We start from the raw sequence: 21,381 nt of genomic DNA on the forward strand, positions 1-21,381 counted from the left end.
TAAAAACCGATAATGGCAAACCCAGGGAAACCTGGGGACGCAAAGCTAAAGGGGCTAAAGTCATTTTGACAATGCCAGCCAGTTGCCGAAGATTCACATAGCGAATGCATGTGTGCTGTTCTTCGGACAGCACTTTTTTTACTTTTATCGACTTTAATTCGAAAAAAAAAGCGGGGGTATAGAAATGAAGAAAATGTTAGCTTCAGTAATTTTGACGGGAGTGCTTGCTTTTGGCAGTGCAGCATCAGCAGATGAGGTACTAGAAACTGTAGAGCCAGGTACTACGCCAGACGAATTTTTATTTACTTTTGATCAATTATTTGAGGAATTGAAGCTTTTAATAACGTTTGATGATGAGAAAGAAGCTCAGCTGTTGCTTGAGTTTGCAAGCGAGAGGCTTGCGGAAGCAACCGCGATGTCAGCTGATGAAAAAGCTGAGTACGTACAGAAAGCCTTTGAAGATTATTTAGAGGCTCTAGATGAAGCACAGGAGAAAGTCACTGAAGTTATTGTTGAAGAAAATACAGATTCAGATGGCGAGGAAGAATTAACTGAGGAGCTTGAGAAAGTTTCCGAAGTTGAAGAGGAGCTTGCTGAGGAGCTGGATGAAGAGTTAAAAGAACAGGTTGAAGAAGCAACGGAAGAAGCGAAGATAGTTGCCAATGTAGTAAAGGACCTGGATCTCGAAATAGTTTCCCAGCTTCGTGAACAGGAACTAGGCTACGGACAGATTGCCCAGATTTTCTGGCTTGCTGAAGCAGCTGGAAAAACGGTTGAGGAAATCGCAGCATTATATACTGAAGAAAAGGTTGGATTTGGGCAGGCGGCTAAGCAACTTGGTGTCCACCCATCCCAAATGAAAGGTCTTGCGTCAGGCAAAAAGAAAGCTGCTGAAGAGGAAGAAGAAGCAGAGACAGTTGAAGATACTGGTGAAGCAGAAAGTACTGAGGATGATGGTGAAACTAATACAGTGCCAGCAGAAGAAACTGATACTGAAGATGACACGACAGAATCGGCTTCAGCAGAACAATCAACTGTACAACAAGCAGGTACCGCTACAGTTAAAAGTGCAGAGAAAAAGTCCACCGTTCAGCCGGCTGTAACGAAAGCGCAAGAAAAGAAAGCTGAAGCCATAAAAAAAGCTCAAGAAAAGCAAACAGAGGCTGCTAAAAAAGCTGAAGAACAAAAACATGAAGCTGCTAAGAAGGTTGAAGAGAAGAAAGAAGAAGCTAAAAAGGAAGAAGCAAAGCAAAATAAAGAAAAGCAAGAAGACGATAATGATGAGGAGGACGGCGGCGAAGAGGATTCAAAAGAAGGCAATGGCAAAAAAGACGGTAAGTAAGATTTTGTGAGTTAACCCTGTTATATTGGGGGAACGGCTCCTCAATGGTGTTTGTAAACCCAAACCAGAACCCTTTTAATTGACTAAATTCAGGCTCTAATGTATTATAAATGTATACATTTTAATAGTTCTCCTAAAGGGGAGTAGCTTTTACAGCAGAGTCGTCATTACGGAGATTTCTCCCGGCTTTGTTGGCAACATTCGTTGTTAGCAAGACCTTTGCCATACATGGTGAAGGTCTTTATTTGTTTTCAAAACCTTCACCGCAGCTGGTGAAGGTTTTTTTATTCAGGATAAGGCATTTTTGACTCGCGCAACATAAATTTTAGTAATGGAGTGTGAATGGAATGAAGAAAAAGCAACTTAGTTTTGATCAATTGGTGAAAAAGAACAGGGAAGAGCTTTTAACGGACCAGCGTTTGCTCGAAAAGATCGAAAAACGGATTGACGAGAAATACGCAAATCGAAAAAAGTAATCACTAAATATAAATGGAGGATCATGATGCTATTAAGGAAGTATATGTCATTGCTTGGTGTGGGATCGGCCCAGATTGACCTCATTTTGGAGAAGGACGTATTAAAGCCGGGAGAATCAGTGAATGGGCAATTTTTAATCAAGGGCGGCACAATTGACCAGCAACTGCAGGAAATTGAATGCTCACTTGTGATGGTTGATGAAAAGACCGGTTTGGAAAAGTTTATAGATACTGTAACAATCGCGATCCAAACAAGGATTCAGTCTGAAGGGGACGACAAAGTTCCTTTTTCCTTCCAGCTGCCTGTGGATGTGCCAGTTTCGAGCAAGAAAATCTCTTATCATTTTAAGACGAAGCTTACTTTTGAAAAAGGTGTAGAAAGCTGGGACGAAGACATGATCAAGGTGGTGAGTGGTTGAAGATTAAAAGAAAGGAGAGAAGCCCATTGTATCAATACGACGAATTAGCCAAAAGTGTAGTTTATACTTCTAAAGGTTCCAAAGTGGTATTGGCAGAGAAAGGTGCCGATTTGCAGCTGATTGGAGAGGGCAGAAGTGCCTTTGCATTCCGAATCCGCGGGACCGACTTAGTATTGAAGGTCTTCTTTCCACAATTTGAAATGATAGCCGCTGAAGAAGCAGAAATCTATATACAACTAAAGGGCAATCCCTTTTTCCCGTCTATGCATGAATCAGGCAGCAATTATCTTGTCATAGATTATGTCCAGGGCACCACGCTGTTCAATTGCCTGGTAAAAGGGATTCCAATCGCGGCAGGGCATATAAAGGAAGTTGATGACGCTCTGCAGCTTGCCCGTGAAAAAGGCTTGAATCCGTCCGATATCCATTTAAGGAACATCATCATCACTCCGGAAGGAAAAGTACGACTGATTGACGTGGCTCGCTTCCGGCAGACGAAGAAGTGCTCCCAGTGGGAGGACCTTAAGATGGCTTTCGAGAAATTTTACAGGCACGAACGCTTTCCTAAAAAAGTGCCTGTGCATGTCATGAATTTAATTGCATTCTTTTATAAAAAAGGACTGCTTCCATCATTTGATTGAGAAAGGAGACAATCATTTGGTGGAAGCAGTCATACTATTTTTAACAGCCTTACGAAATGGACAAGGCTTTTTGATACATAAATTACCAATAGTAAATTCGGTTCCAGTCTTATTTGCTTTTTAAATTTATCGGTATAATGATTAGAGAATATAGGATAGAAAGTGATGAACGTGAAGCTGAACATTAATGATATCCTCTCGAAAAGTATCCTGACTCCTGGAAGGGGCTTGCTGAATGAATACTCGCATTCGCTGAATCCCTATGCAGGATGTGTTTTTGGATGCAGTTATTGCTATGTCAGGCAGCTTCCGGTTTCACTTTTTCGGGACGAAGAATGGGGAACATGGGTCGATATAAAGACAAACGCGGCTGAATTGCTGCGCAAAGAGTTAATAAAAGCAAAGAGAAAAGGTCCTGTTACAATTTTTATGTCATCAGCTACGGATCCTTACCAGCCGATTGAGGCGAAAACAATGCTTACAAGAAGCCTCCTTGAGGTGATGCTTGAGGAACAGCCGGACTTCCTGTTCGTGCAGACAAGGTCACCGCTAGTAACCCGTGATCTTGAGCTGTTTCAACAGTTTGGGAACAAAATAAGGGTGTCGATGACAATCGAAACTGACAAGGAAGAGGTTCGAAAAGCCTTTGCCCCAACTTCCCCGCCTATTCCCGCACGAATGAACGCCCTGAGAGAAATAACTGAAGCCGGCATTCTGACCCAAGCGACAATCTCCCCGCTTTTGCCATGTTCACGCGAATTTCCGAAAAAGCTTAAAAACTTAGCGAGCAGAGTTACGCTTGACGATTTTTGGATGGGTGATGGAAGCGGCGGCAAACGGACTGAGAAATTAGGAATTTCCAGGATTTTTGATCAGCTAGGAATGGAAAAATGGTACAACCCTACAGCCCATAAGGTAGTTTTGAATATGCTGAAGGATGAATTTGGGGACGAGACTGAGGTGCTGGTGTCTCAAAAAGGTTTCGGTCCAGGTGCATGAATTTACTAGCAGCTAAGTGAATTTTTACCTGTACAGTATTAAAAACTTGTCCTGTTTTCTTCTCCTGCGTTATGATGGATTATAACAGTGAATTTTGGAATTATACGTTTCAAATAATATAGATAAAAGAAAGTCGTCATTGGACGCTTGGAGGAATATAAATGACCAATACATTACAAACCTTAGGGGAAGCTATTGTTAAAAGAAAACACCAAATTGCCAAAGTTGTCCATGAAGACAGATACGATGAAGCGATTTTAACTGAAGCACAAAAACATGAATTAAAGAAAATAGAACAGCAGATTCTAGAAGTGCGCGCTAATTTTATTGGTTTATTTGGTGAGGCATTAATCGAGCATGACGATCAAGAAAAGGCATTTGAAAAGATTACAAATTGGGGAAAAGAAACTGGTGAATACATTTATAAGCTAGGCGCTTCTTTGGATGAAGCCTTAAAAGATACTAGTTTTTATCGTGAGCATATTTGGAATGCCATCAAAGAGGAAGCAAAGGATATGTCAGCATCGACTATCTTTGAAGTTCTGAATGTAATAGATCCGTTAATGGACCATGCAATCTACAGTTTCAGTCTTACATTTGTAGACTCTCATCAAAAGAGTCTTGAAAACGCAAAGACAGCCTTACTTGAACTGTCTGTACCGGTTGTTCCATTACTGCCGGGCGTCGGTGTACTGCCGCTTGTCGGCAACGTAGACACTGAAAGAGCCCAGTTGCTGATGGAAGAAACACTTGAGCAATCTGTAAGGCTAAAGCTTACTCACCTTATTTTTGATGTATCAGGTGTAATGATCGTCGATACGATGGTTGCAGACCAGCTCTTCAAAGTCATCAACGCCCTATCTTTAGTAGGCGTTAAAACAATAATGACCGGAATCCGTCCGGAGGTTGCCCATACAATGGTTACCCTTGGCCTGAATCTAGAAGGTATTACAGTAAAATCAAACCTGCACCAAGCATTCAAAGAAATCCAGACATTGCAAAATGCATAAAACACAAAAGCTGCTTCGGCAGCTATTTTTTTTGCTCTAAAAGAGGAGTTTTACCACAGAAAGAGAATTTGATAAATAATCTATTAGCAAAGCGATGATTTCTATGATGAAAAAAATTCATATTATCGGGTCGGTAGGAAGCGGCAAGACCACATTAGCCAGGAACCTTTCAGCCAATCTTAAGCTTCCTCACTATGAGCTTGATAATGTTGTGTGGAAGAGATGTCAGACTAGTGATGTCAGACGAAGCGAAAAAGAAAGAGATCAATTTTTGCAGAGTCTGATAAATTCTGATGCGTGGATCATTGAGGGTGTCCATTATGAATGGGTTCAAGCCAGCTTTGAAAATGCAGATGTCATCCTTCTTTTGGATTCTCCCTATAGGATAAGGACATTCAGGATCATTAAAAGGTTCATTTTACAAAAGCTTGGGATTGAAAAATCCAATTATAAACCCACATTCACCATGTTCCGGAAGATGTTTGTATGGAACCGCGACTTTGAGGATAAAAACAGGCAGGAAATAATGACTCTTCTTAGCGAGTTTGGTGATAAAGTGATTATCATAACCGATAACACTGAAATTGAAAAAATTTATAAAATGGGGGCATAGTCATGGCTGAACTATCAATACGCAAAGCGAATGAAACAGATATACCTCAATTATACGATCTGATGGTCCAATACATCGTCGGCTTTTATCAAAAGCCACAACCTAATGAAGGGAATTTAAAAGATTTAATCCGGCACCTGATTGCTCATACCGAGACAGGATTGCAATTTGTGGCAGAAAAAGAAGGGGAGCTAGTTGGCTTCGCCACATTGTATTTCACTTTCAGCACGCTGCAGGTGAAAAAGGCAGCCATCTTGAACGACTTATTTGTTGCTGCTGAGGCAAGAGGTTATAAGGTTGGCGAGCAGTTGTTTGAAACATGCCTTTCATATATCAGAGAGAATGATTTTGCTTATATGACATGGGAAACGGCTCGCGATAATTTAGTTGCTCAAGGTCTCTATAATAAAATGGGCGGCAAGCAATCGGAGTGGATTGTGTATGAAATCGAGTAACATTTATCTTTTTCTAAGTTTGAAAATATGAATAGGAAACTGATAATTAAGCTTATGTGAAGTACATACGGTTTCTCTGGAATTTAGATTCGACCAAGTGAGTTATAGGTAAAAAAATTGCAACAGATGCTATGTAAAAGAATTTAACAGCAAAAAAGGACCAAGTTTATTGGTCCTTTGCTGATTAAATGAACTTCACTATATCCTCAATTGGAAGGCGTGTTGTTTTATGAGCAGGAACTGCTGCTTTGCCTAATGCAATCAGTACTACTGGCATATAACGCTCGTCCACATTGAATTTTTCAATGAACTGCTGCTTGTTGAAGCCGCCCATTGGGACTGTGTCATAGCCTCTGGCTTTCGCAATCAGCATAAGCTGCATGGAGACAAGTCCGGCGTCAAAGGAAGCGATATTGGCTCTCGTTTCAACTGGAGCAGCTGGATAAAGTTTGTTAGTGCCCTCAATCATCATTTTCATGGTTGCTTCGTCCATGTAGCCTGCTTCATATGAGCCGCGATAAACCTTTTCCCCATTTTTATACATTTCCTTGTCGCCGAGCACAGCAATTACAGCGGATGCTGTTTCTGCCTGCTCCTGATTGTTTGCGATTGACCTTAGTTCCCTTTTCGTTTCCGGATCCTGGATCACGATGAACTTCCAGGGCTGCAGGTTGCTTGAAGAAGGGGCCAAAGTGGCTTCTTTTAATATATCTAAAATTTCTTCCTGTGAAATCGTAAAGCCAGGATCATATTTTCTGACAGAACGGCGCTCACGGATTACCGTAGATAAGCTTGTCTCTGATGCATTCATTCTCTGTTCCTCCAAACCTATAGTTAACTTACTTTTAGTAAGCATTATATAGGTTACTCTTAGTAAGTGGGGAAGTCAACCAAGTTGGCTTACACTGACTGTGCCAATATATGGCCAAACGAGAGGGTAATGTCTTTAAATTCCTTGGAGATGAAATATACAATAAGATTGAGGGGGGTTATTATGAGCAAGAACCTATTGGCCATTTCCATTTTCGTCCTTAGCTTGGCACTCTTGTATAATGGGTATCAGTTGGGGAAAGAACATGTGGGAGAGAAAATTCCCGAACAAAATGAGATACCAGGTAAAGGGCTTATGACAATGGAAGAGACAGCAAAATATTTAAGCCTTAATGAGCAGCAATTTGTAGACTTAATAAATGTCCAGCAAAAAGAAAGGGAGCCGCTCGAAAGCTTTGATACATATAGGTTCATTCCCTTTATTGAAATTAAGGAGGAAAAACTCTTTAATAGAGTCCAGTTAGATGAATGGATTAAACACAATTCGATGATATGGGAAAAGTGGAACGAATGAATCATCATGAAATGAGGAATAAGAATGAAGTCGGAAAAACAAAAAATGCTTGATGGAGAGCTTTATAATGCGGCTGACCCGGAATTGGTGAAGGAACGGGAAAATGGCCGCAGGCTGACGAGGCTATACAATCAAACAACAGAAACGGAATATGAAAACCGTACAAGGATTTTAAAGGAGCTTTTTGGATCGACAGGTGAGCAGTTTTTCATCGAGCCAGCCTTCAGGTGTGATTACGGCTACAACATCCATATTGGCGAAAACTTTTATGCTAATTTTGATTGTGTGATTTTGGATGTATGTGAGGTGCGAATCGGGGAGAATTGCTTCATGGCGCCAGGCGTCCACATCTACACAGCTGCGCATCCAATCCATCCTCAGGAGCGTATTGCAGGACCGGAATTTGGAAAATCAGTGACAATAGGAGATAATTGCTGGATCGGCGGCAGGGCCGTCATCAATCCAGGAGTGACGATCGGCAATAATGTGGTCGTAGCTTCGGGTGCGGTCGTTACGAAGGATGTGCGTGACAATGTGGTTGTAGGCGGGAATCCAGCCAGAATCATAAAAGAAATAGAGTTATAACTGAAAGGTGCCCGGGAATCGAGGCACCCTTATTATTTAGTTTTTTCTACAAGAATCTCATACCATTCCTTCGTTTGCTCAGGGTTCTTGCTGTTGATAAAAATCTTTTTGCCGTCCGCTTCTATATATAAATAAGGGGACGAGCCTTTGTGGATGAACAGCAGGCTGCTTCCGTACGATTGTACCTTGAATTGGCCCTTCGACATCGTCGCAAGCCCGAACCCGTTTTGTTTCAAAACCACCTCAGGCATTTCCTCCAAAAGTTGAACCGTCTGAATCTCAGAATAATTCCATTCATCGCCATACATACCGGTGATTTCAAAAGAGTCCTGATGTTCCTTTAATTCAAAGTCCTGGTACCCAAGGTAGAACAGGACGCCACTAAACCCGACTGTGCCAATTGCAATAATTGAGCTAATGATATAGCTTCGGTTCCTTTTCTCCTTTAACTCATATTTAGACAAGTAAATGAGTCCGCCGAGCAAAAAGACAATCATGAACCCGAACTGGACATCGATGGAATATTCGAAAGCTGTAAAGCTCAATGGCAGCAAGATCCCCATTCCCACGGCAGTCGCAAGCATCAGCTTTCCGACTCTTTGCGGATATCCATTTTCGATCAATCTCTCCTGTACTTCCTTCGATCTGCCGTTAAAATTGGAAATCAGCCAGTACCATTGTTTTTTTACTATGGCCCATCCGAAGAAAAGAAACATGAAGATAAGAAATAATTGCACCCCGATTAAGAATCCCATAAGATCACTCCCTTAAATAAACCCTCTTATAATTACTACGGATTATCTGCTAAACAGGATTCACTTTTCATAAAATCACTTAGGAAGGAAAAAAAGCCAAGGCTGTGGAATGTTTAAATGGAAAACAAAGTAAATGACAACGAGGAGTGGATTCATTGAAATTTTTAAGGGATTGGACTGCATTTGAAAAGAGCTGGCTGCTTCTTTTCACAGCGGTCAATATCTATTTGTTTTTTGCCTGGCAGGATTCTCTTTTAGGACTAATTTCTTCAATTACAGGGATGCTTTGTGTTGTTCTCGTTGCAAAAGGGAAAATATCAAACTACTACTTTGGAATTATTCAAACGTCTACATATGCCTATATTGCTTACACATATGGTCTGTATGGCGAGGCGATGCTGAACGGACTGTTTTATTTTCCTGTCCAGTTCATCGGGATTTACATGTGGAGAAAGAATCAAATCAAGGGCAGTGAAAGTGTCAAAGGTGAAGACATTCCTGTTCAGCGCCTCACCAAAGAGGGGTGGGTCAAAATGCTTGTCATAGTAGCAATCTCGATTGTCGCATACAGCTTCTTCTTGAAATTCCTGGGGGGCAAGAGTGTCTGGATTGACTCGGCGACGAATGTGCTGTCGATTTCAGCTCAAATTTTAATGTTGAAACGATTTGCTGAACAATGGGCATTATGGATATCAGTCAATGTCCTGTCAATTATTCTATGGATCGGCGCATTGGTATCAACGGGCGGAAACGACATCTCGATGCTAGTCATGTGGTCCGCGTTCCTGGTGAATTCAATCTACGGCTATATCAACTGGACCAGAATGTCCAAACGCCAAGATTTGGAGGCAGCTGCATGACGATCGGAAAGGTAGGAATGTATGGGGGCAAATTCGTCCCTGTCCATTTGGGTCATGTGTACGCAATGATTAAAGCAAGTACCATGGTCGAAGAGCTTCACGTAATCGTTTCGTATGATACCGAGCATGAGAAAAACGAAATTTTCAAAAACTCGAAAGTCCCTAACATTCCATACAAAATGCGCGTTCGATGGTGGTCCCAGTTGACTAAGGATTTGCCACATGTACATGTTCATGTGATAGAAGAAATACAGACTGGGCACTTTTCTGACTGGGAAAAGGGGGCTGAGGCTATTAAGAAAGCGATCAGCAAAGAAATTGATGTAGTCTTCAGTTCTGAAAATCGATACAGTGATTATTTTAACGTGCTATATCCAAATGCAAAGCATGTGGTGATTGACGCTGACCGGGAGAAGTATCCTATTTCAGCGACAGCGATCAGGACAGAAGGAGCCATCAAACATTGGGAAATGCTGCCCAAGGTTGTCCAACCCTTCTTTGTAAAAAAAGTCGTCATTGTCGGAACAGAAAGCTGTGGAAAATCCACGCTTGTCCAGAATCTTGCTGCCCTTTACAACACGACATACGTAGAAGAGATCGGGCGGATCTATTATGAAAGACTGGGAGACTGCGAAACTATCACTTTGCCAACAGATTTTCCGGAAATCGCGATCGAACACAAATACCGTGAAAAGCAGCAGTTAGAGAAGGCGAATAAAGTGTTGTTTGTTGATACGGAGGCAACGGTCACCCAATATTTCTCGATGCTTTATGTAAATGAACACCAGTCTGTATTGGACCAGCTCGCTTCGATACAGGATTATGATTTATGGCTGTTTCTCGAACCAGATGTCGAATGGGTAGATGATGGTACCAGAAGCTTTGGAGAGCAATCTGTACGAGAAGCGAACAATGCAGCTCTGAAAAGATTGTTGCTGGAACAAGGAATAGCTTATGAGATTATCAAAGGGGATTATGAAGAACGGTTGAGCAGGGCCATTGTGCTTGTGGATAAGCTGTTAACATAGGAACATGTTAATTTACTATACTAATCTTACTGATTTTGAAAACTGACAATTTCATTTTGAAAAATTAAAAAAACTGCCTGTTTCTTGCAGGCAGCTTACTTCTCGTGTTATTAGCTGGCATTTTGCTCAGTATCAGCCATTGCGCGTAAATTACGTGACTTGATGAAGAAGATGGCAGTCATCATGATTGATAAGGCTCCGAACATGACGCTCATATTCTGAAGGCCGACTGCGTCCAGCAAGAATCCGGTCATGAGCAGGACAACCTGGAAGAAGACCCTGTCCATCATATTCCGGAAAGAAAAGAACCGTCCATGATAGTCTTTGGGAACTCTAGTCTGGAAAATCGTTGCCGCTGTAGGAAAAAAGCAACCAACTGAAAATCCAAAGACAAGGAAGGCAATAATCGTTAACGCTGGTACATTTGCAAAATATAGCAAGAGCTGTGACAAACCAATCAGGAGCGAGCTAGAAAACAAAATCTTATAAGGCGAAAATTTATAGCTGATGCGTTTGATTAGAAATGCGCCGCTCATAAACGCGATGCCCTCTGCTGTGTAAATCCAGCCCTTGATTGCGGAACTATCCTGAAGTTCACTGATGTTGATGACCACCAAATTAAATCCACCTATAAACAGGAGCGGAATTAATACAAGGATTAAGGTCATCATCACGATAGGCAACTTGATAATAACAGGGAATAAGTCCTTGAACCCTTGTTTTTGCACACCGGCTTTTGCTGGCTTAACTTTCTTTTGTTCGTCAAACTGTAAAAACCATGTTAAGCCAAACAAAATGAGATAGGCAGCAAGTGATAATACATAAACCATGTTTAAAGGGATAGCAACTAGCAGAATCCCGGCTACAGCGGTGCCGATGACCCGGGAAAGTGTAGAAACATTCATATGGACGCCATTAAGCTGAAGCAAATCATTCTCTTCGACCACAAGCGGAATCGCGGCCTGAAGCGCCGGGAAGTAAAAAGCGGCAGATATCTGCAAGAGGACGAGGAAGACGAGCATCCACCATACCGATCCAGTATGTATGGCGATGAGCATGAAAATAACGCTCACTGCCCGGACGAAACCGGAAATAAGCATGACCGCCTTTTTGCTATACTGGTCCGTGAGCCTTCCTGCGATTGGCCCTACCACAATACCGGCGAGCAATCCTGCTGCAAGCAGCAGCGATTTTAAAAAGTCAGACGGGATTTTTTCCTGCATAAATTCTAGGTTGCCGATTATCCCCAACCATAGCCCGAGACCGGCAATAAACTCCCCAGTCAATAAAATCCAAACATTCTTATTTCTCCACATACGATATAAGCCTCTCGGTTTCATAAATTTGTGTGTGTAACTTACATACTACAATTATCGGATAATAATAAAACTTCGTAAAGCTAAATATTTCTGGATAACCCTCTTATTTAATAACTGTTTTTTCACGAAAAGAGATACGGCTTATGAAATTTATACCACTTAAAATAACATTTTCCATTCTTTTGGCCGAGTTTTCACTTTGGATTTCAGGGAATTTATAAGTGGATATGGCTGAAAGTGAGGTGAAGTAAATTAAATGCCAGCAAGCGTTCATAAAAAAATAGGAGTGAAGATTTTTGAAGAAGTACATAAAAAGCCTGGCAGCTGCAGCAATGCTGCTTCTTGCACTGAGTATTTCCCAGCCTGAAGCACAGGCAGCACAAATGGTAAGAATGGGGTCAACTGGCTCAGACGTTACATATATTCAATCGGTTTTAAAGAAGCTAGGGTATTTCCCTGCTGAAACAACTGGTTACTATGGACCTGTAACAAGTAACACAGTTAAGCAGTTTCAACAGGATTTTGGGCTCGAAATGACCGGAGAGATCGGGCCAAAGACGTCTAGATTGATAAACGATATTGAGATGATGGCCCATGTTGTGTACGGTGAATCCAGGGGTGAAGTTTACCATGGACAAGTTGCCGTCGCAGCTGTAATTTTAAATCGGGTTGAATCAAATGATTTTCCCGATACAGTTTATGATGTTATCTTTCAGCGAAATGCTTTTACAGCCGTGAATGATGGCCAATATAATCTTAAACCGGATTATAACGCCTTTCACGCCGTAAAGGACGCTTTGCTCGGCTGGGATCCTACTTATGGCTCGGTCTATTATTATAATCCTAAGCTTGCAACTGACCAGTGGATTTTTACACGGACAGTCACGAAACAGATCGGCAATCATCATTTTGCATATTAAACCTTGTATGGCATCGATTCTTAAAGGGATCGGTGCTTTTTACATTTAAAAGGAAATATAAGGACAAACTAACCACATTATTGAGGGAGAAATAGAAGGGGTGAGCGGCATGAAAAAGAATGAAAAGGACTTCAAGCTAAGCTATGAGTCTGACGGGAAAATGGATGAAAAGAAAGATGAAGGGAAGAAAAAGGATAAAAGCGCTAACTTTTTTAATACAACACCGGATAGTGAGTAGCGGTGGGAAAGGAGCAGGAAGATGGCTGAAGAACAGATTGTGCAGGCAACAGAAAATGATTTGCCTGTTATCGGTGAGATGTTTGGAGAGTGTAAGGAATATCTTGAAACTCGAGGGATTTTACAATGGGACGAGAAATATCCTAACCATGAATATTTTGTAAATGCAATGAAGGGTGAGGAATTGTTTATCTTAAAAAAAGGTGTCGATACTCTTGGAGCAATGGTCCTCGATGAGTGGCAGACTCCAGAATGGGAAGGTGCAAATTGGACTGAGATTGACGGAAAGCCGCTGATCCTCCATTCGTTTTGTGTCGATCCCTCTGCTCAGGGAGGCGGCTATGGGAGCAAGATGCTCCAGTTTGCCGAGGATTTTGCAAAGGATAATGGATATGCAGCCCTGCGCCTAGATACATACTCAGGAAATGAGGGAGCAGTCAGATTTTACGAGAAAAGAGATTATCAGAATACAGGAGAAGTGATGTTGTCAGGAAAGCCAGTAGGACATGAAAAATACGTTTGTTTTGAGAAGTTATTTTGATTTGAACGGAAACCCTGTCATCTAATCTGGAAGCCAGGGTTTCTTTGTTTATAGTTTTACAATGACTTCGGTTCCATCATGTAATTTAGCATCTACAAGGACCATTCCTTTGTAATTGCCTAGATCACGGATAATTTCGTGCATTAGCTGCTTGTTTAAAACGACCTTAAAAAGCTCTGCGGGAACAGTTTTATGCTTAAGGTCCTGGTTAGCCCATTTGTGCAGCTGGCTGTGGAATTTATTTGATGTAAGAATTAAACTAGCAGCTTTTAAGATTGTGTAAGGAACAGGGAGGTAAAAAGATATATTCTTTGAGGTTTTAACTTTTACTTTTATCATGGCAATTTATTCGATTGTAACTTTAACGGTATCGCCGTTTGCGGATTGTATATCAACAATATTGCCATCCAGTTCATTTTCAATGGCATCAATCAGCAGATTAATATCAAGATCCTTAACATATTGCTGTGATTGAGGAATACTTGCTGCGATGCTATGCCCAGTTTTCAGGATTGCTTTCACAAGCTTGATCGGCACATTTACGTTTACATTGTCATTTTCCTTGGATACTACACGGATTTTCAATGTCTTATCTAAGTATTTATTCAGTTTTTTAGGCTCCAAGTCAGCTCCCTTTTCTTTTAGAACAGAAAGCAACTCTGCTCCTTTTTCAGAATCGATTTTTCCTTCCTGGATCATCGTTAAAACTTTTGTGATTTCTTCCTTCATTCTGACTCCTCCTTATTCACCTTTTAAAAGTTTGATTGCGTCTTCAGGAGAAATTTCTCCTTTTTCCAGCATGGTAACGATTCTCTTTTCATCTAGCTCATTTTTCTTTTGGGTATCATAACCAAGGGAAGTGATAATATCGTTCAGCTTTCCGCGAACAGTTGGATAGGAGACTCCGAGCTCTTTTTCAACTTCTTTAATATTTCCACGGGATACCAGGAAGATTTCTACGAACTGAAGCTGTTCCTTCGTTAATGAAGCGAGCTTTGAGAGCTCAAATTCATTTTCAATAGTCGTTTCACAATGATTACATTTTAGTTTGGTGATTTTCAAGGTTCGAGTGCATACCGGACAATTTGTGATAACAGGATAAGCCATAACTGCCTCCTTTCGTGTTATTTAAATTCATTTTATGGGCATTGAATCAAAAAGTAAATATTTATTTTAAAATATATTAAATAAATTAACTTATGTATTAACTTTTTTAATTTTGATATTAACTTCTTTGTATTTGGGATAAAAAAACCTGTCCTTCGTCATATATCGATTTAAAGGGTTTTGTTTTCGGATGTTTTCTTATTAAAACACAAAGGGATGGACGTATGAATTGGCATACGTCTTTTTCTTTATTAAGGTTCTTACAGAATTTCATTAACTCTGACATAGCAACTGACATCCTTATTATAAAGGACAATAAGCATTGTACAATTTAAAAAAAGGGTCCCGTTTTGAGTACTAGTTTATTGATCTTTATAAGCTGGTCGATAAAAAGCTGCTGATACACTCATCTAGGATCAAGAGGGCCGCGATTATCGGTTTGGGAATTAGGTTAAGCACCCGATCTGATAAATAAACGGAAAAATTCCGCTTAAATAGTAATTACTTTTAAAAAAGACTTAAATAGACGGAGATATTCCGCCTATTGTTTTAAAAAAATCATAAATGGGCGATTTTGCTTTGCATAATCGGAAAAACTCCCCTTATTTTCCCCTGAAACGAGCTCCTTTCTGCATTTAACCGGAAAATCTCCGCTAATTTTTTCTTTTACTGGTTACTCAATTCATATTCAAAGATCCAAGAGAACCTCATTTTTCTGCATTTCGGTGAACCGTATCACAAGGAAATGAGGTTTAATATAAATAAGGTTTTTGTACTCCTAATGAAGAAACTCGCCAATTACTATGGCGAGTTTGACTTTTTTATATACCAATAACGATGACAATACGACTGTCATTTTGGCACGTAATTTAAGAAACGCACCTCAAAACGGAACCCTTTAATAAGGGTTGTTTTTAGTTACGTGGATCGACGTAATCCGGATAGTCTGTAATAATGCCGTCTACCTTCATGTCGATCAGGAATTGTGCTGCTTCAGGGCTGCGGACAGTCCAGGATTGAATTTCCATGCCTAGATTATGGACTTTATCAACTAATTCCTTGGAAACAAGGCCGTAGCTTGGATTGAAATAGTCAGCATACGCAGCGAATTCCTGCAATGCTGCACCGGTCACATGAAGCTTAGAAGAAGTCAGGACGCCAATCGGAACCTCAGGCAGAAGACTGTCCATCTTTTTCATCGATCCAAAGTTAAAAGATTGAAGGATAATCTTATTATTTTGCGGCTTATCGAGATTCCGTTCCTTCAGTTCTTCTGCCACAGCTTCCTCAATTCCTGGATAAAGCTCAGGAGCTTTTAATTCTATTAAAATACCGATTTTTCCGTGGTAGCGGTCGAGCACTTCGTCAAAAGTAGGGATTTTTTCACCAGCAAACTGCTCACCTTTGAAGCTTCCAGCATCAAGACTTCTTAGCTGCTCTAAGGTCAGGTCACCAACCTTCCCTGTGCCATCCGTTGTTCGATCGACTGTAGTATCATGGATGACGACCAATTGGCCATCCTTGCTTCTCTGGACGTCAATTTCAATGTAATCAGCTTTCATTTCAAGTCCTTTGTCAAATGCAGCAATGGTGTTTTCCGGTGCATACCCTGCTGCTCCGCGATGAGCAACAGTGTCGAACTGCCTTAATTCACCAGTAGTAGGCTCCGCAGCAAACGCTTGTTGAAAAGGGTTTAGCAAAAAAGTTAAAGCAAGTCCTGTTCCGATTAAAGTTTTTTTCATTTCTCCATCTCCTCTGCATGTTTTATGTAACACTGCTAGATTAACGAAGAAATGTTTAGCGCGTATTTCACTTATGTTGAGCCAGAGTTATAGATTATTAAAAAATACTGGTCATTTTTGCTTACTTTTCTTTACAATAATTGAGGTTTAAATCCCGCATTTAAATCTCAATCCGCATAAACTTGCTGACATCCTTGAATCCCAGTTTTTCATATAGGCGCATTGCTTTCTCGTTAAAAGAAAAGACATTCAGGCGGACATCGTCATATCCGATGTGTTTGAATTCCACCAGGCTTTGCTCGAGCAACGCCTTCGCAACACCATTCTTCCTGAACTCCTGCTTTACATACACATCACTGATCCAGCCGATTTCCTTATGCGTAAACCAATCCACGCTCCGATCCACCAATACCCAGCCAATCAAAGAATCATTAGTGCGCGCAACAAGAAAATAAGCTCCATGATCTAAAGAGTCCTTATATGACGCAATCATATTCTCCTTATTGTTATCATCATTAATCCCAGTCGCCTCAGCCCTGTTGATGCCAGCAAGACTGAAGATTTCAGCCAGTTCATGTTCCGTTGCTTTGCCGTATTCTACTTCCACAGAATCACCTGCTCATTTATAAGAATAGTAAAAAAAAATATAACATTAAAAGTTAAGAATCTATATATCTATCCTTAACTATAGTACAATTTTTATACAAAGACTTTTTTTTAATACTCTGATTTTTACTTAAGAAAAGAGGCTAACAAAATGAAAATCCTAATCTCCGGCTTTGAGCCGTTTGGGAAGATGAGTATCAACCCTACCGAGGAATTATTAAAGGAAGCGGTAAGTTTTGATATAGAGAACGTTGAGATTTCAACGGTTTTGCTGCCAGTTAATTATGATGAGTGCGCGGAGGAATTGATTGCGAAGATTGAGGAGGTCAATCCTGATGTAGTGATTTCATGCGGGCTGGCGGCGGGCAGGACGGCGATCACTCCTGAGCGGATTGGCATCAATATTAAGGATACTGGGTCAGGAGATCCATATCCTGATAATAGGGGCATTATTCCCACGGATGAATTGATCGACAAGGATGGTCCTGATGGTTTATTCTCGACACTGCCAAACAGACTGATTGAAGAGAATCTAAAGGCTCAGCATATTCCAGCTGCAATTTCTAATAGTGCTGGAACGTTCATCTGCAATAATACGCTGTATGTTGTACTGAATTATATCCAGAAAAATAATCTGCCGATTAAAGCTGGTTTTATCCATTTTCCTGCATCGACAGAAATGTCGTCTCGCAATCCTGCCTTACCGTCCTTGCCGCAGGAAGTGATGACAAGTGCATTAAAGGTAATTATTCAAACTTGTGCCAGGAAAGAGTTTTAAAATGAAAAGATGTTGCCAGATTAAAAGAGTCTGGCATTTTTTGATAAAATAAGCGTATAAAATTTACTTTAAGAATTGTCCAGCTCCAGCGCCTAGCCCCTTGAGACGCTTGTCTAGTTGTGCCTCCTAGAAACTCCGAAACCTCAACTCCGCCGGCAGAAGCAAAAAGCGCTTCTTTGTCGGAGTCTCCAGTTTCTGCGTTTCTGGGCAGTCGGCTACACATTTCGATTTCGGTCCTGCCAATGAAGTCAAAGAACGACTTCACTGGCAGCCCCTCGAGCGCGTATCGGGGCTGACCAAGGCGCTTGCGCTTTTCTTATAAGGAGCGTGCTATGAATTTGGTTATCGTGCCGCTAGGTGATTCGGCTGTTCGCATTTCATTGGGAGATAAAATTGATGAAGGGACGAATGGCTGTATCCGCAAGTTAATAAACAAGCTTGAAAAGGCAAAAATAAGTGGCGTAATTGAATGGGTACCCGCCTATACATCGTTGGCAATTTATTATGAACCAGACCGCATCAGTTATGCAGCTTTATGTAAGGAACTTGAAAAGATCCATCATTCCTCAGTGCAATTTCACCAAGACAAGCCGGTTGTCTTTGAGATTCCCGTCTGTTATGGGGGAGAAATGGGCCCTGATTTAGCGTATGTAGCTGAGTATCATGGATTGAGTGAGCAGGAAATTATTAAGCTTCATGCTAATCGTGAGTACCTAATCTATATGATGGGTTTTATGCCGGGGTTTCCATATCTCGGAGGCTTGCCCGAAAAAGTAGCGGTGCCTAGATTGGAGAATCCAAGAAAAAGTGTATTGCCCGGATCCGTTGGGATTGGCGGGAACCAGACTGGCATTTACCCTGCAGACGTTCCATCAGGCTGGAGAATAATTGGTGTAACGCCCGTCAGTTTATTTGAGCCGATAAAAGAAGAACCGTTCCTGTTAAGTGCCGGGAATTACATAAAATTCGTGCCTATCGACAAGGAGCAATTTTTAAAAATAAAGAAACTGGGTGAGTCCTATCAGGTGAAGACTTACGCAAGGGAGTGATGAGCGTGTTATCAGTTGATCTGAATTGTGATTTGGGTGAGAGCTATGGACTCTATAAGATTGGCAATGATGAGGAAGTGCTGAAGCACATTTCATCCGCCAACATTGCCTGTGGTTATCATGCTGGTGACCATAATGTCATGATGGAAACGGTAAAAATGGCAAAGTCACATGGCGTGAAAATCGGAGCGCATCCTGGCTTTCCGGATCTGCATGGATTCGGCAGGCGGGAAATAAATATGAGTCCTAGGGAAATTTATAATCTTACTGTATATCAAATTGGCGCTTTATCAGCCGTAGCGAAGGCTTGCGGCACAAAGCTTGTCCATGTGAAGCCGCATGGTGCTCTATATAATATGGCAGCCAAGGATAAGTTGATCGCCGATGCCATTGCCGAGGCAGTAATGGATATGGATTCCGAATTAGTTTTATTCGGACTCACGGGAAGCTGGCTGGTTAAGGCTGGAGAGGAAAAAGGCTTGAAGGTGGCGCATGAAGTTTTTGCCGACAGGAATTATCAGCCGGATGGGACGTTGACACCAAGGTCATCGGCCAATGCGATGGTGCATGATGAAGAGATTGCCACTGAAAGGTTATTGCGAATGGTCCGGGAAGGAAAAATTCAAGCAGTGGACGGTACAGACCTTGAAATCAAGGCAGATACGATCTGTATTCACGGTGATGAACCACACGCCTTAAATTTTGTAAAGAAATTGAAGCAAGCCCTTGAATATGAGGGGATTGCAGTCGGTAAAAGCTGGGTTGCAAAATGACAATGCCCCTTTTTAAGGTTTTGAAGCCGGGATTGCAGACCACCGTTCAGGATTCAGGAAGACTCGGCTACCAGCAATATGGTATCAGTCCCTCAGGAGCAATGGACTCCTATTCGATGCAGCTTGCAAATCTTCTGACAGGAAATCCGCTTGGTGAAGCAGTTCTCGAAGCTGCTATGCCAGGCCCAAGTCTCGAAGCGTTAAACGATGTTTCCATCGCCATTTGCGGCGGCGACTTACAGCCTATGGTGAATGGGCAGGAAATGCCGATGTGGAAAAGCTCTATTTTAAAAAAAGGAGAGGTTTTGTCCTTCGGTAAGCTGAAGAGTGGGGCAAGAGCATATATCAGCTTTGCTGGCGGCATTGATGTTCCTCCAGTGTTAGGCAGCAAGTCCACCTTCATAAACGGCAAGTTGGGCGGTTTTAACGGCCGGGCTTTGGAAGCAGGGGATATCCTGTATGGACATCCCGCGGTTATGAAAAATAAGTTTTTACACCCTGATTTAATACCCGAATATAAAAAGCAGCTTGCAGTAAGAGTGATCCTCGGGCCACACATAGAGAAATTCACTAAAGACACCATCGAGCAATTTCTATCAAGTGAATATATAATTTCAGCTCAATCGAACAGGATGGGCTATCGCTTGGATGGCCCGAAGTTAAGCCATATAGGGGGAGCGGATATTATTTCCGATGCTATCCCGCTTGGAGGCATACAGGTGCCAGCCAACGGCCAGCCGATCATTCTGATGGCAGAGCGGCAGACGACCGGTGGATATGCACGCATTACTACAGTCATTTCTGTTGATATTCCCGCACTTGCTCAGGCTCAGCCCGGAAGTGTCATTCGCTTCAAGAACGTTTCAATAAAGGAAGCACAGGATTTATATATTGAGTGGAAAAGACTTTTCAAATGCTTATCACTTGGAACCGGATTGTAAATATGGACAAAAGAGCTGAATTGTTGCGGATTCAGGTCGTATTTTATAAAACGCACTGCGGTATAAAAACTTTCCGTCTGGAAATAACTGATAAAATCAGTTTTTTACGGGGGAGTTCGGTATATGTATTTATTATTGGTAATGCTAGTCTGGATATTATTTGCCTACAAATTTGTTGATTGGTCTCAATGGAAAAAACAGTACTCGACGATTTTGTTTTTTATGGTCATTAACCTGCTTTACAATACACTTTACTATAATCATACTTTATGGGCATTTCGAGGGATTACGGCCGATTGGCTTAACCACTCGATTATCAACATCGCTTTCACCTTCTTCATTTGTCCTGTCGGTTTAATCATTTACCTGCAGCGTTTCCCTTCATCAAGAAGGAACCAGCTGATTTATGTCGGTATATGGGTAGCATTCTATACGATTATCGAGGCTTTATTCGCGCACAGAGGAATGTATGTGTACGATAATGGCTGGAACAGCTGGCATAACATATGGTTGAACTTGATTTTATTTGTTGTCCTGTGGATCCATTATAAAAATCCAGCAAGGGCCTGGGTCATCTCTATCCCGCTTGCAATCATTTTTTATTTCATATTTCCTTTTCCGCTGGACAGCCTAAAGTAAAAGAGGTGGCACATTCATGTTAATCCAAAATGTACTCTCGGCACCGGTGTTTTTGGTGCTGCTGTTATTGACCTACATAGCAATGTGGATTTATATCAGCAGGCAGGATGTAAAGAGCAACCGTCACAATGAATAAAACGAGAGAAGCAGGCCGAAAATGTGCCTGCTTTTCCTTTTCTGTTAGAATGATTTAATAGAAAA

At 41.4% G+C, this 21,381-nt stretch carries 29 protein-coding genes and 1 riboswitch; of the genes, 20 read left to right on the plus strand and 9 right to left on the minus strand.

Annotation, left to right across the window (positions count from 1 at the left end; all coding sequences use genetic code 11):
• Positions 1 to 4: 4 nt before the first annotated feature.
• Positions 5 to 90, plus strand: a riboswitch (cyclic di-GMP riboswitch).
• A gap of 94 nt (positions 91 to 184) precedes the next feature.
• The 8 genes from M3204_RS19870 (at position 185) to M3204_RS19905 (ending at position 5,955) form a co-directional block, all read left to right on the plus strand.
• The gene (locus M3204_RS19870) at positions 185 to 1,342 is read left to right on the plus strand and encodes a DUF5667 domain-containing protein (protein WP_251486710.1); all 1,158 of its coding nucleotides are present in this window, start codon (positions 185 to 187) and stop codon (positions 1,340 to 1,342) included.
• A gap of 347 nt (positions 1,343 to 1,689) precedes the next feature.
• On the plus strand, positions 1,690 to 1,818 hold the full coding sequence (locus M3204_RS19875; protein WP_251486713.1) for an FbpB family small basic protein: 129 nt from the start codon (positions 1,690 to 1,692) through the stop codon (positions 1,816 to 1,818).
• Positions 1,819 to 1,841: 23 nt separating this feature from the next.
• Positions 1,842 to 2,237, plus strand: coding sequence for a sporulation protein (locus tag M3204_RS19880; RefSeq protein ID WP_251486716.1), 396 nt, complete (start codon positions 1,842 to 1,844; stop codon positions 2,235 to 2,237).
• On the plus strand, positions 2,234 to 2,878 hold the full coding sequence (locus M3204_RS19885) for a protein kinase family protein (protein ID WP_251486719.1): 645 nt from the start codon (positions 2,234 to 2,236) through the stop codon (positions 2,876 to 2,878). Before M3204_RS19880 ends, M3204_RS19885 begins: the two co-directional genes overlap by 4 nt.
• Positions 2,879 to 3,043: 165 nt before the next feature.
• Positions 3,044 to 3,877 carry an SPL family radical SAM protein gene (locus M3204_RS19890; RefSeq protein WP_251486756.1) on the plus strand — a complete coding sequence of 278 codons (834 nt, stop codon included), beginning with the start codon at positions 3,044 to 3,046 and terminating at the stop codon, positions 3,875 to 3,877.
• 161 nt (positions 3,878 to 4,038) lie between these two features.
• On the plus strand, positions 4,039 to 4,887 hold the full coding sequence (locus M3204_RS19895; protein WP_251486759.1) for an STAS domain-containing protein: 849 nt from the start codon (positions 4,039 to 4,041) through the stop codon (positions 4,885 to 4,887).
• A gap of 106 nt (positions 4,888 to 4,993) precedes the next feature.
• Positions 4,994 to 5,500, plus strand: coding sequence for a DNA topology modulation protein FlaR (locus tag M3204_RS19900; protein WP_435367739.1), 507 nt, complete (start codon positions 4,994 to 4,996; stop codon positions 5,498 to 5,500).
• Positions 5,501 to 5,502: 2 nt separating this feature from the next.
• On the plus strand, positions 5,503 to 5,955 hold the full coding sequence (locus M3204_RS19905; protein ID WP_251486765.1) for a GNAT family N-acetyltransferase: 453 nt from the start codon (positions 5,503 to 5,505) through the stop codon (positions 5,953 to 5,955).
• A gap of 184 nt (positions 5,956 to 6,139) precedes the next feature.
• On the opposite strand, the gene M3204_RS19910 is transcribed toward M3204_RS19905, so the two are convergent.
• The gene (locus M3204_RS19910; protein WP_251486767.1) at positions 6,140 to 6,766 is read right to left on the minus strand and encodes a nitroreductase family protein; all 627 of its coding nucleotides are present in this window, start codon (positions 6,764 to 6,766) and stop codon (positions 6,140 to 6,142) included.
• 183 nt (positions 6,767 to 6,949) lie between these two features.
• Between M3204_RS19910 and M3204_RS19915 the strand changes: the two genes are divergently transcribed.
• Both M3204_RS19915 and M3204_RS19920 read left to right on the plus strand, forming a co-directional pair.
• Positions 6,950 to 7,300 carry a hypothetical protein gene (locus M3204_RS19915; protein WP_251486771.1) on the plus strand — a complete coding sequence of 117 codons (351 nt, stop codon included), beginning with the start codon at positions 6,950 to 6,952 and terminating at the stop codon, positions 7,298 to 7,300.
• Between the two features lie 24 nt (positions 7,301 to 7,324).
• The gene (locus M3204_RS19920) at positions 7,325 to 7,885 is read left to right on the plus strand and encodes a sugar O-acetyltransferase (RefSeq protein ID WP_251486774.1); all 561 of its coding nucleotides are present in this window, start codon (positions 7,325 to 7,327) and stop codon (positions 7,883 to 7,885) included.
• A gap of 32 nt (positions 7,886 to 7,917) precedes the next feature.
• Here the strand turns inward: M3204_RS19920 and M3204_RS19925 are convergent, their stop codons facing one another.
• Positions 7,918 to 8,640: a DUF3784 domain-containing protein gene (locus M3204_RS19925; protein ID WP_251486777.1), complete on the minus strand. Its 723-nt coding sequence runs from the start codon at positions 8,638 to 8,640 to the stop codon at positions 7,918 to 7,920.
• 155 nt (positions 8,641 to 8,795) lie between these two features.
• Here M3204_RS19925 and pnuC point away from each other — a divergent pair, with 155 nt between their 5' ends.
• Together pnuC and nadR are read left to right on the plus strand one after the other, a co-directional pair.
• Entirely contained in the window at positions 8,796 to 9,500 is a 705-nt protein-coding gene (gene pnuC / locus M3204_RS19930) for a nicotinamide riboside transporter PnuC (RefSeq protein ID WP_251486780.1), read from the plus strand.
• Positions 9,497 to 10,528: a multifunctional transcriptional regulator/nicotinamide-nucleotide adenylyltransferase/ribosylnicotinamide kinase NadR gene (gene nadR, locus M3204_RS19935; protein ID WP_251486784.1), complete on the plus strand. Its 1,032-nt coding sequence runs from the start codon at positions 9,497 to 9,499 to the stop codon at positions 10,526 to 10,528. The genes pnuC and nadR overlap by 4 nt, the downstream gene beginning before the upstream one ends.
• A gap of 110 nt (positions 10,529 to 10,638) precedes the next feature.
• On the opposite strand, the gene M3204_RS19940 is transcribed toward nadR, so the two are convergent.
• On the minus strand, positions 10,639 to 11,844 hold the full coding sequence (locus tag M3204_RS19940; protein ID WP_251486788.1) for an MFS transporter: 1,206 nt from the start codon (positions 11,842 to 11,844) through the stop codon (positions 10,639 to 10,641).
• A 299-nt stretch (positions 11,845 to 12,143) separates the two neighbouring features.
• On the opposite strand from M3204_RS19940, the gene M3204_RS19945 reads away from it, so the two are divergent.
• From M3204_RS19945 to M3204_RS19950, 3 genes are all read left to right on the plus strand, one after another.
• Entirely contained in the window at positions 12,144 to 12,767 is a 624-nt protein-coding gene (locus M3204_RS19945; protein ID WP_251486810.1) for a cell wall hydrolase, read from the plus strand.
• A gap of 109 nt (positions 12,768 to 12,876) precedes the next feature.
• Positions 12,877 to 13,005, plus strand: a complete 129-nt coding sequence (locus M3204_RS23795) for a hypothetical protein (protein WP_285857074.1) — start codon at positions 12,877 to 12,879, stop codon at positions 13,003 to 13,005.
• A gap of 21 nt (positions 13,006 to 13,026) precedes the next feature.
• Positions 13,027 to 13,545: a GNAT family N-acetyltransferase gene (locus M3204_RS19950; RefSeq protein ID WP_251486813.1), complete on the plus strand. Its 519-nt coding sequence runs from the start codon at positions 13,027 to 13,029 to the stop codon at positions 13,543 to 13,545.
• 48 nt (positions 13,546 to 13,593) lie between these two features.
• Here M3204_RS19950 and M3204_RS19955 read toward each other — a convergent pair whose 3' ends face one another.
• The 5 genes from M3204_RS19955 to M3204_RS19975 all read right to left on the minus strand — a co-directional run bounded on the left by M3204_RS19955 (position 13,594) and on the right by M3204_RS19975 (position 17,001).
• Complete coding sequence (locus M3204_RS19955; protein WP_251486815.1) at positions 13,594 to 13,884, minus strand: hypothetical protein; 291 nt, start codon at positions 13,882 to 13,884, stop codon at positions 13,594 to 13,596.
• Positions 13,885 to 13,890: 6 nt separating this feature from the next.
• A complete protein-coding gene (locus M3204_RS19960) occupies positions 13,891 to 14,274 on the minus strand; it encodes an SHOCT-like domain-containing protein (RefSeq protein WP_251486818.1) in 384 nt (127 codons plus the stop codon).
• A gap of 12 nt (positions 14,275 to 14,286) precedes the next feature.
• Positions 14,287 to 14,652, minus strand: a complete 366-nt coding sequence (locus tag M3204_RS19965) for a DUF2089 domain-containing protein (RefSeq protein ID WP_251486821.1) — start codon at positions 14,650 to 14,652, stop codon at positions 14,287 to 14,289.
• 914 nt (positions 14,653 to 15,566) lie between these two features.
• Positions 15,567 to 16,394, minus strand: coding sequence for a glycerophosphodiester phosphodiesterase (locus M3204_RS19970; protein ID WP_251486825.1), 828 nt, complete (start codon positions 16,392 to 16,394; stop codon positions 15,567 to 15,569).
• Between the two features lie 160 nt (positions 16,395 to 16,554).
• On the minus strand, positions 16,555 to 17,001 hold the full coding sequence (locus M3204_RS19975; protein ID WP_251486827.1) for a GNAT family N-acetyltransferase: 447 nt from the start codon (positions 16,999 to 17,001) through the stop codon (positions 16,555 to 16,557).
• Positions 17,002 to 17,151: 150 nt separating this feature from the next.
• On the opposite strand from M3204_RS19975, the gene M3204_RS19980 reads away from it, so the two are divergent.
• Entirely contained in the window at positions 17,152 to 17,778 is a 627-nt protein-coding gene (locus tag M3204_RS19980) for a pyroglutamyl-peptidase I (RefSeq protein WP_251486829.1), read from the plus strand.
• Here the strand turns inward: M3204_RS19980 and M3204_RS19985 are convergent.
• The gene (locus M3204_RS19985) at positions 17,747 to 18,043 is read right to left on the minus strand and encodes a hypothetical protein (protein WP_251486831.1); all 297 of its coding nucleotides are present in this window, start codon (positions 18,041 to 18,043) and stop codon (positions 17,747 to 17,749) included. The two genes, M3204_RS19980 and M3204_RS19985, sit on opposite strands and share 32 nt — an antisense overlap.
• 67 nt (positions 18,044 to 18,110) lie before the next feature.
• Here M3204_RS19985 and pxpB point away from each other — a divergent pair, with 67 nt between their 5' ends.
• The 4 genes from pxpB (at position 18,111) to M3204_RS20005 (ending at position 21,180) form a co-directional block, all read left to right on the plus strand.
• Complete coding sequence (pxpB, locus tag M3204_RS19990; protein WP_251486832.1) at positions 18,111 to 18,827, plus strand: 5-oxoprolinase subunit PxpB; 717 nt, start codon at positions 18,111 to 18,113, stop codon at positions 18,825 to 18,827.
• A 5-nt stretch (positions 18,828 to 18,832) separates the two neighbouring features.
• Positions 18,833 to 19,600 carry a LamB/YcsF family protein gene (locus M3204_RS19995; RefSeq protein ID WP_251486835.1) on the plus strand — a complete coding sequence of 256 codons (768 nt, stop codon included), beginning with the start codon at positions 18,833 to 18,835 and terminating at the stop codon, positions 19,598 to 19,600.
• Positions 19,597 to 20,541, plus strand: a complete 945-nt coding sequence (locus M3204_RS20000; protein ID WP_251486836.1) for a biotin-dependent carboxyltransferase family protein — start codon at positions 19,597 to 19,599, stop codon at positions 20,539 to 20,541. Before M3204_RS19995 ends, M3204_RS20000 begins: the two co-directional genes overlap by 4 nt.
• 123 nt (positions 20,542 to 20,664) lie before the next feature.
• Positions 20,665 to 21,180, plus strand: coding sequence for a CBO0543 family protein (locus M3204_RS20005; RefSeq protein WP_251486837.1), 516 nt, complete (start codon positions 20,665 to 20,667; stop codon positions 21,178 to 21,180).
• Positions 21,181 to 21,381: the final 201 nt, after the last annotated feature.

The sequence above is a fragment of the Mesobacillus subterraneus genome (genome assembly GCF_023715485.1).
Taxonomy (GTDB): Bacteria; Bacillota; Bacilli; order Bacillales; family Cytobacillaceae; genus Mesobacillus; species Mesobacillus subterraneus_B.

Excerpts from the sequence above, each read along its gene's own strand:
- M3204_RS19870 (WP_251486710.1), top strand. The coding sequence starts at position 185 with ATGAAGAAAATGTTAGCTTCAGTAATTTTGACGGGAGTGCTTGCTTTT.
- M3204_RS19875 (WP_251486713.1), top strand. The coding sequence starts at position 1,690 with ATGAAGAAAAAGCAACTTAGTTTTGATCAATTGGTGAAAAAGAACAGG.
- M3204_RS19880 (WP_251486716.1), top strand. The coding sequence starts at position 1,842 with ATGATGCTATTAAGGAAGTATATGTCATTGCTTGGTGTGGGATCGGCC.
- M3204_RS19890 (WP_251486756.1), top strand. The coding sequence starts at position 3,044 with ATGAACGTGAAGCTGAACATTAATGATATCCTCTCGAAAAGTATCCTG.
- M3204_RS19895 (WP_251486759.1), top strand. The coding sequence starts at position 4,039 with ATGACCAATACATTACAAACCTTAGGGGAAGCTATTGTTAAAAGAAAA.
- M3204_RS19900 (WP_435367739.1), top strand. The coding sequence starts at position 4,994 with ATGAAAAAAATTCATATTATCGGGTCGGTAGGAAGCGGCAAGACCACA.
- M3204_RS19905 (WP_251486765.1), top strand. The coding sequence starts at position 5,503 with ATGGCTGAACTATCAATACGCAAAGCGAATGAAACAGATATACCTCAA.
- M3204_RS19910 (WP_251486767.1), bottom strand. The coding sequence starts at position 6,766 with ATGAATGCATCAGAGACAAGCTTATCTACGGTAATCCGTGAGCGCCGT.
- M3204_RS19915 (WP_251486771.1), top strand. The coding sequence starts at position 6,950 with ATGAGCAAGAACCTATTGGCCATTTCCATTTTCGTCCTTAGCTTGGCA.
- M3204_RS19920 (WP_251486774.1), top strand. The coding sequence starts at position 7,325 with ATGAAGTCGGAAAAACAAAAAATGCTTGATGGAGAGCTTTATAATGCG.
- M3204_RS19925 (WP_251486777.1), bottom strand. The coding sequence starts at position 8,640 with ATGGGATTCTTAATCGGGGTGCAATTATTTCTTATCTTCATGTTTCTT.
- nadR (WP_251486784.1), top strand. The coding sequence starts at position 9,497 with ATGACGATCGGAAAGGTAGGAATGTATGGGGGCAAATTCGTCCCTGTC.
- M3204_RS19940 (WP_251486788.1), bottom strand. The coding sequence starts at position 11,844 with ATGTGGAGAAATAAGAATGTTTGGATTTTATTGACTGGGGAGTTTATT.
- M3204_RS23795 (WP_285857074.1), top strand. The coding sequence starts at position 12,877 with ATGAAAAAGAATGAAAAGGACTTCAAGCTAAGCTATGAGTCTGACGGG.
- M3204_RS19950 (WP_251486813.1), top strand. The coding sequence starts at position 13,027 with ATGGCTGAAGAACAGATTGTGCAGGCAACAGAAAATGATTTGCCTGTT.
- M3204_RS19955 (WP_251486815.1), bottom strand. The coding sequence starts at position 13,884 with ATGATAAAAGTAAAAGTTAAAACCTCAAAGAATATATCTTTTTACCTC.
- M3204_RS19960 (WP_251486818.1), bottom strand. The coding sequence starts at position 14,274 with ATGAAGGAAGAAATCACAAAAGTTTTAACGATGATCCAGGAAGGAAAA.
- M3204_RS19965 (WP_251486821.1), bottom strand. The coding sequence starts at position 14,652 with ATGGCTTATCCTGTTATCACAAATTGTCCGGTATGCACTCGAACCTTG.
- M3204_RS19970 (WP_251486825.1), bottom strand. The coding sequence starts at position 16,394 with ATGAAAAAAACTTTAATCGGAACAGGACTTGCTTTAACTTTTTTGCTA.
- M3204_RS19980 (WP_251486829.1), top strand. The coding sequence starts at position 17,152 with ATGAAAATCCTAATCTCCGGCTTTGAGCCGTTTGGGAAGATGAGTATC.
- pxpB (WP_251486832.1), top strand. The coding sequence starts at position 18,111 with ATGAATTTGGTTATCGTGCCGCTAGGTGATTCGGCTGTTCGCATTTCA.
- M3204_RS20000 (WP_251486836.1), top strand. The coding sequence starts at position 19,597 with ATGACAATGCCCCTTTTTAAGGTTTTGAAGCCGGGATTGCAGACCACC.
- M3204_RS20005 (WP_251486837.1), top strand. The coding sequence starts at position 20,665 with ATGTATTTATTATTGGTAATGCTAGTCTGGATATTATTTGCCTACAAA.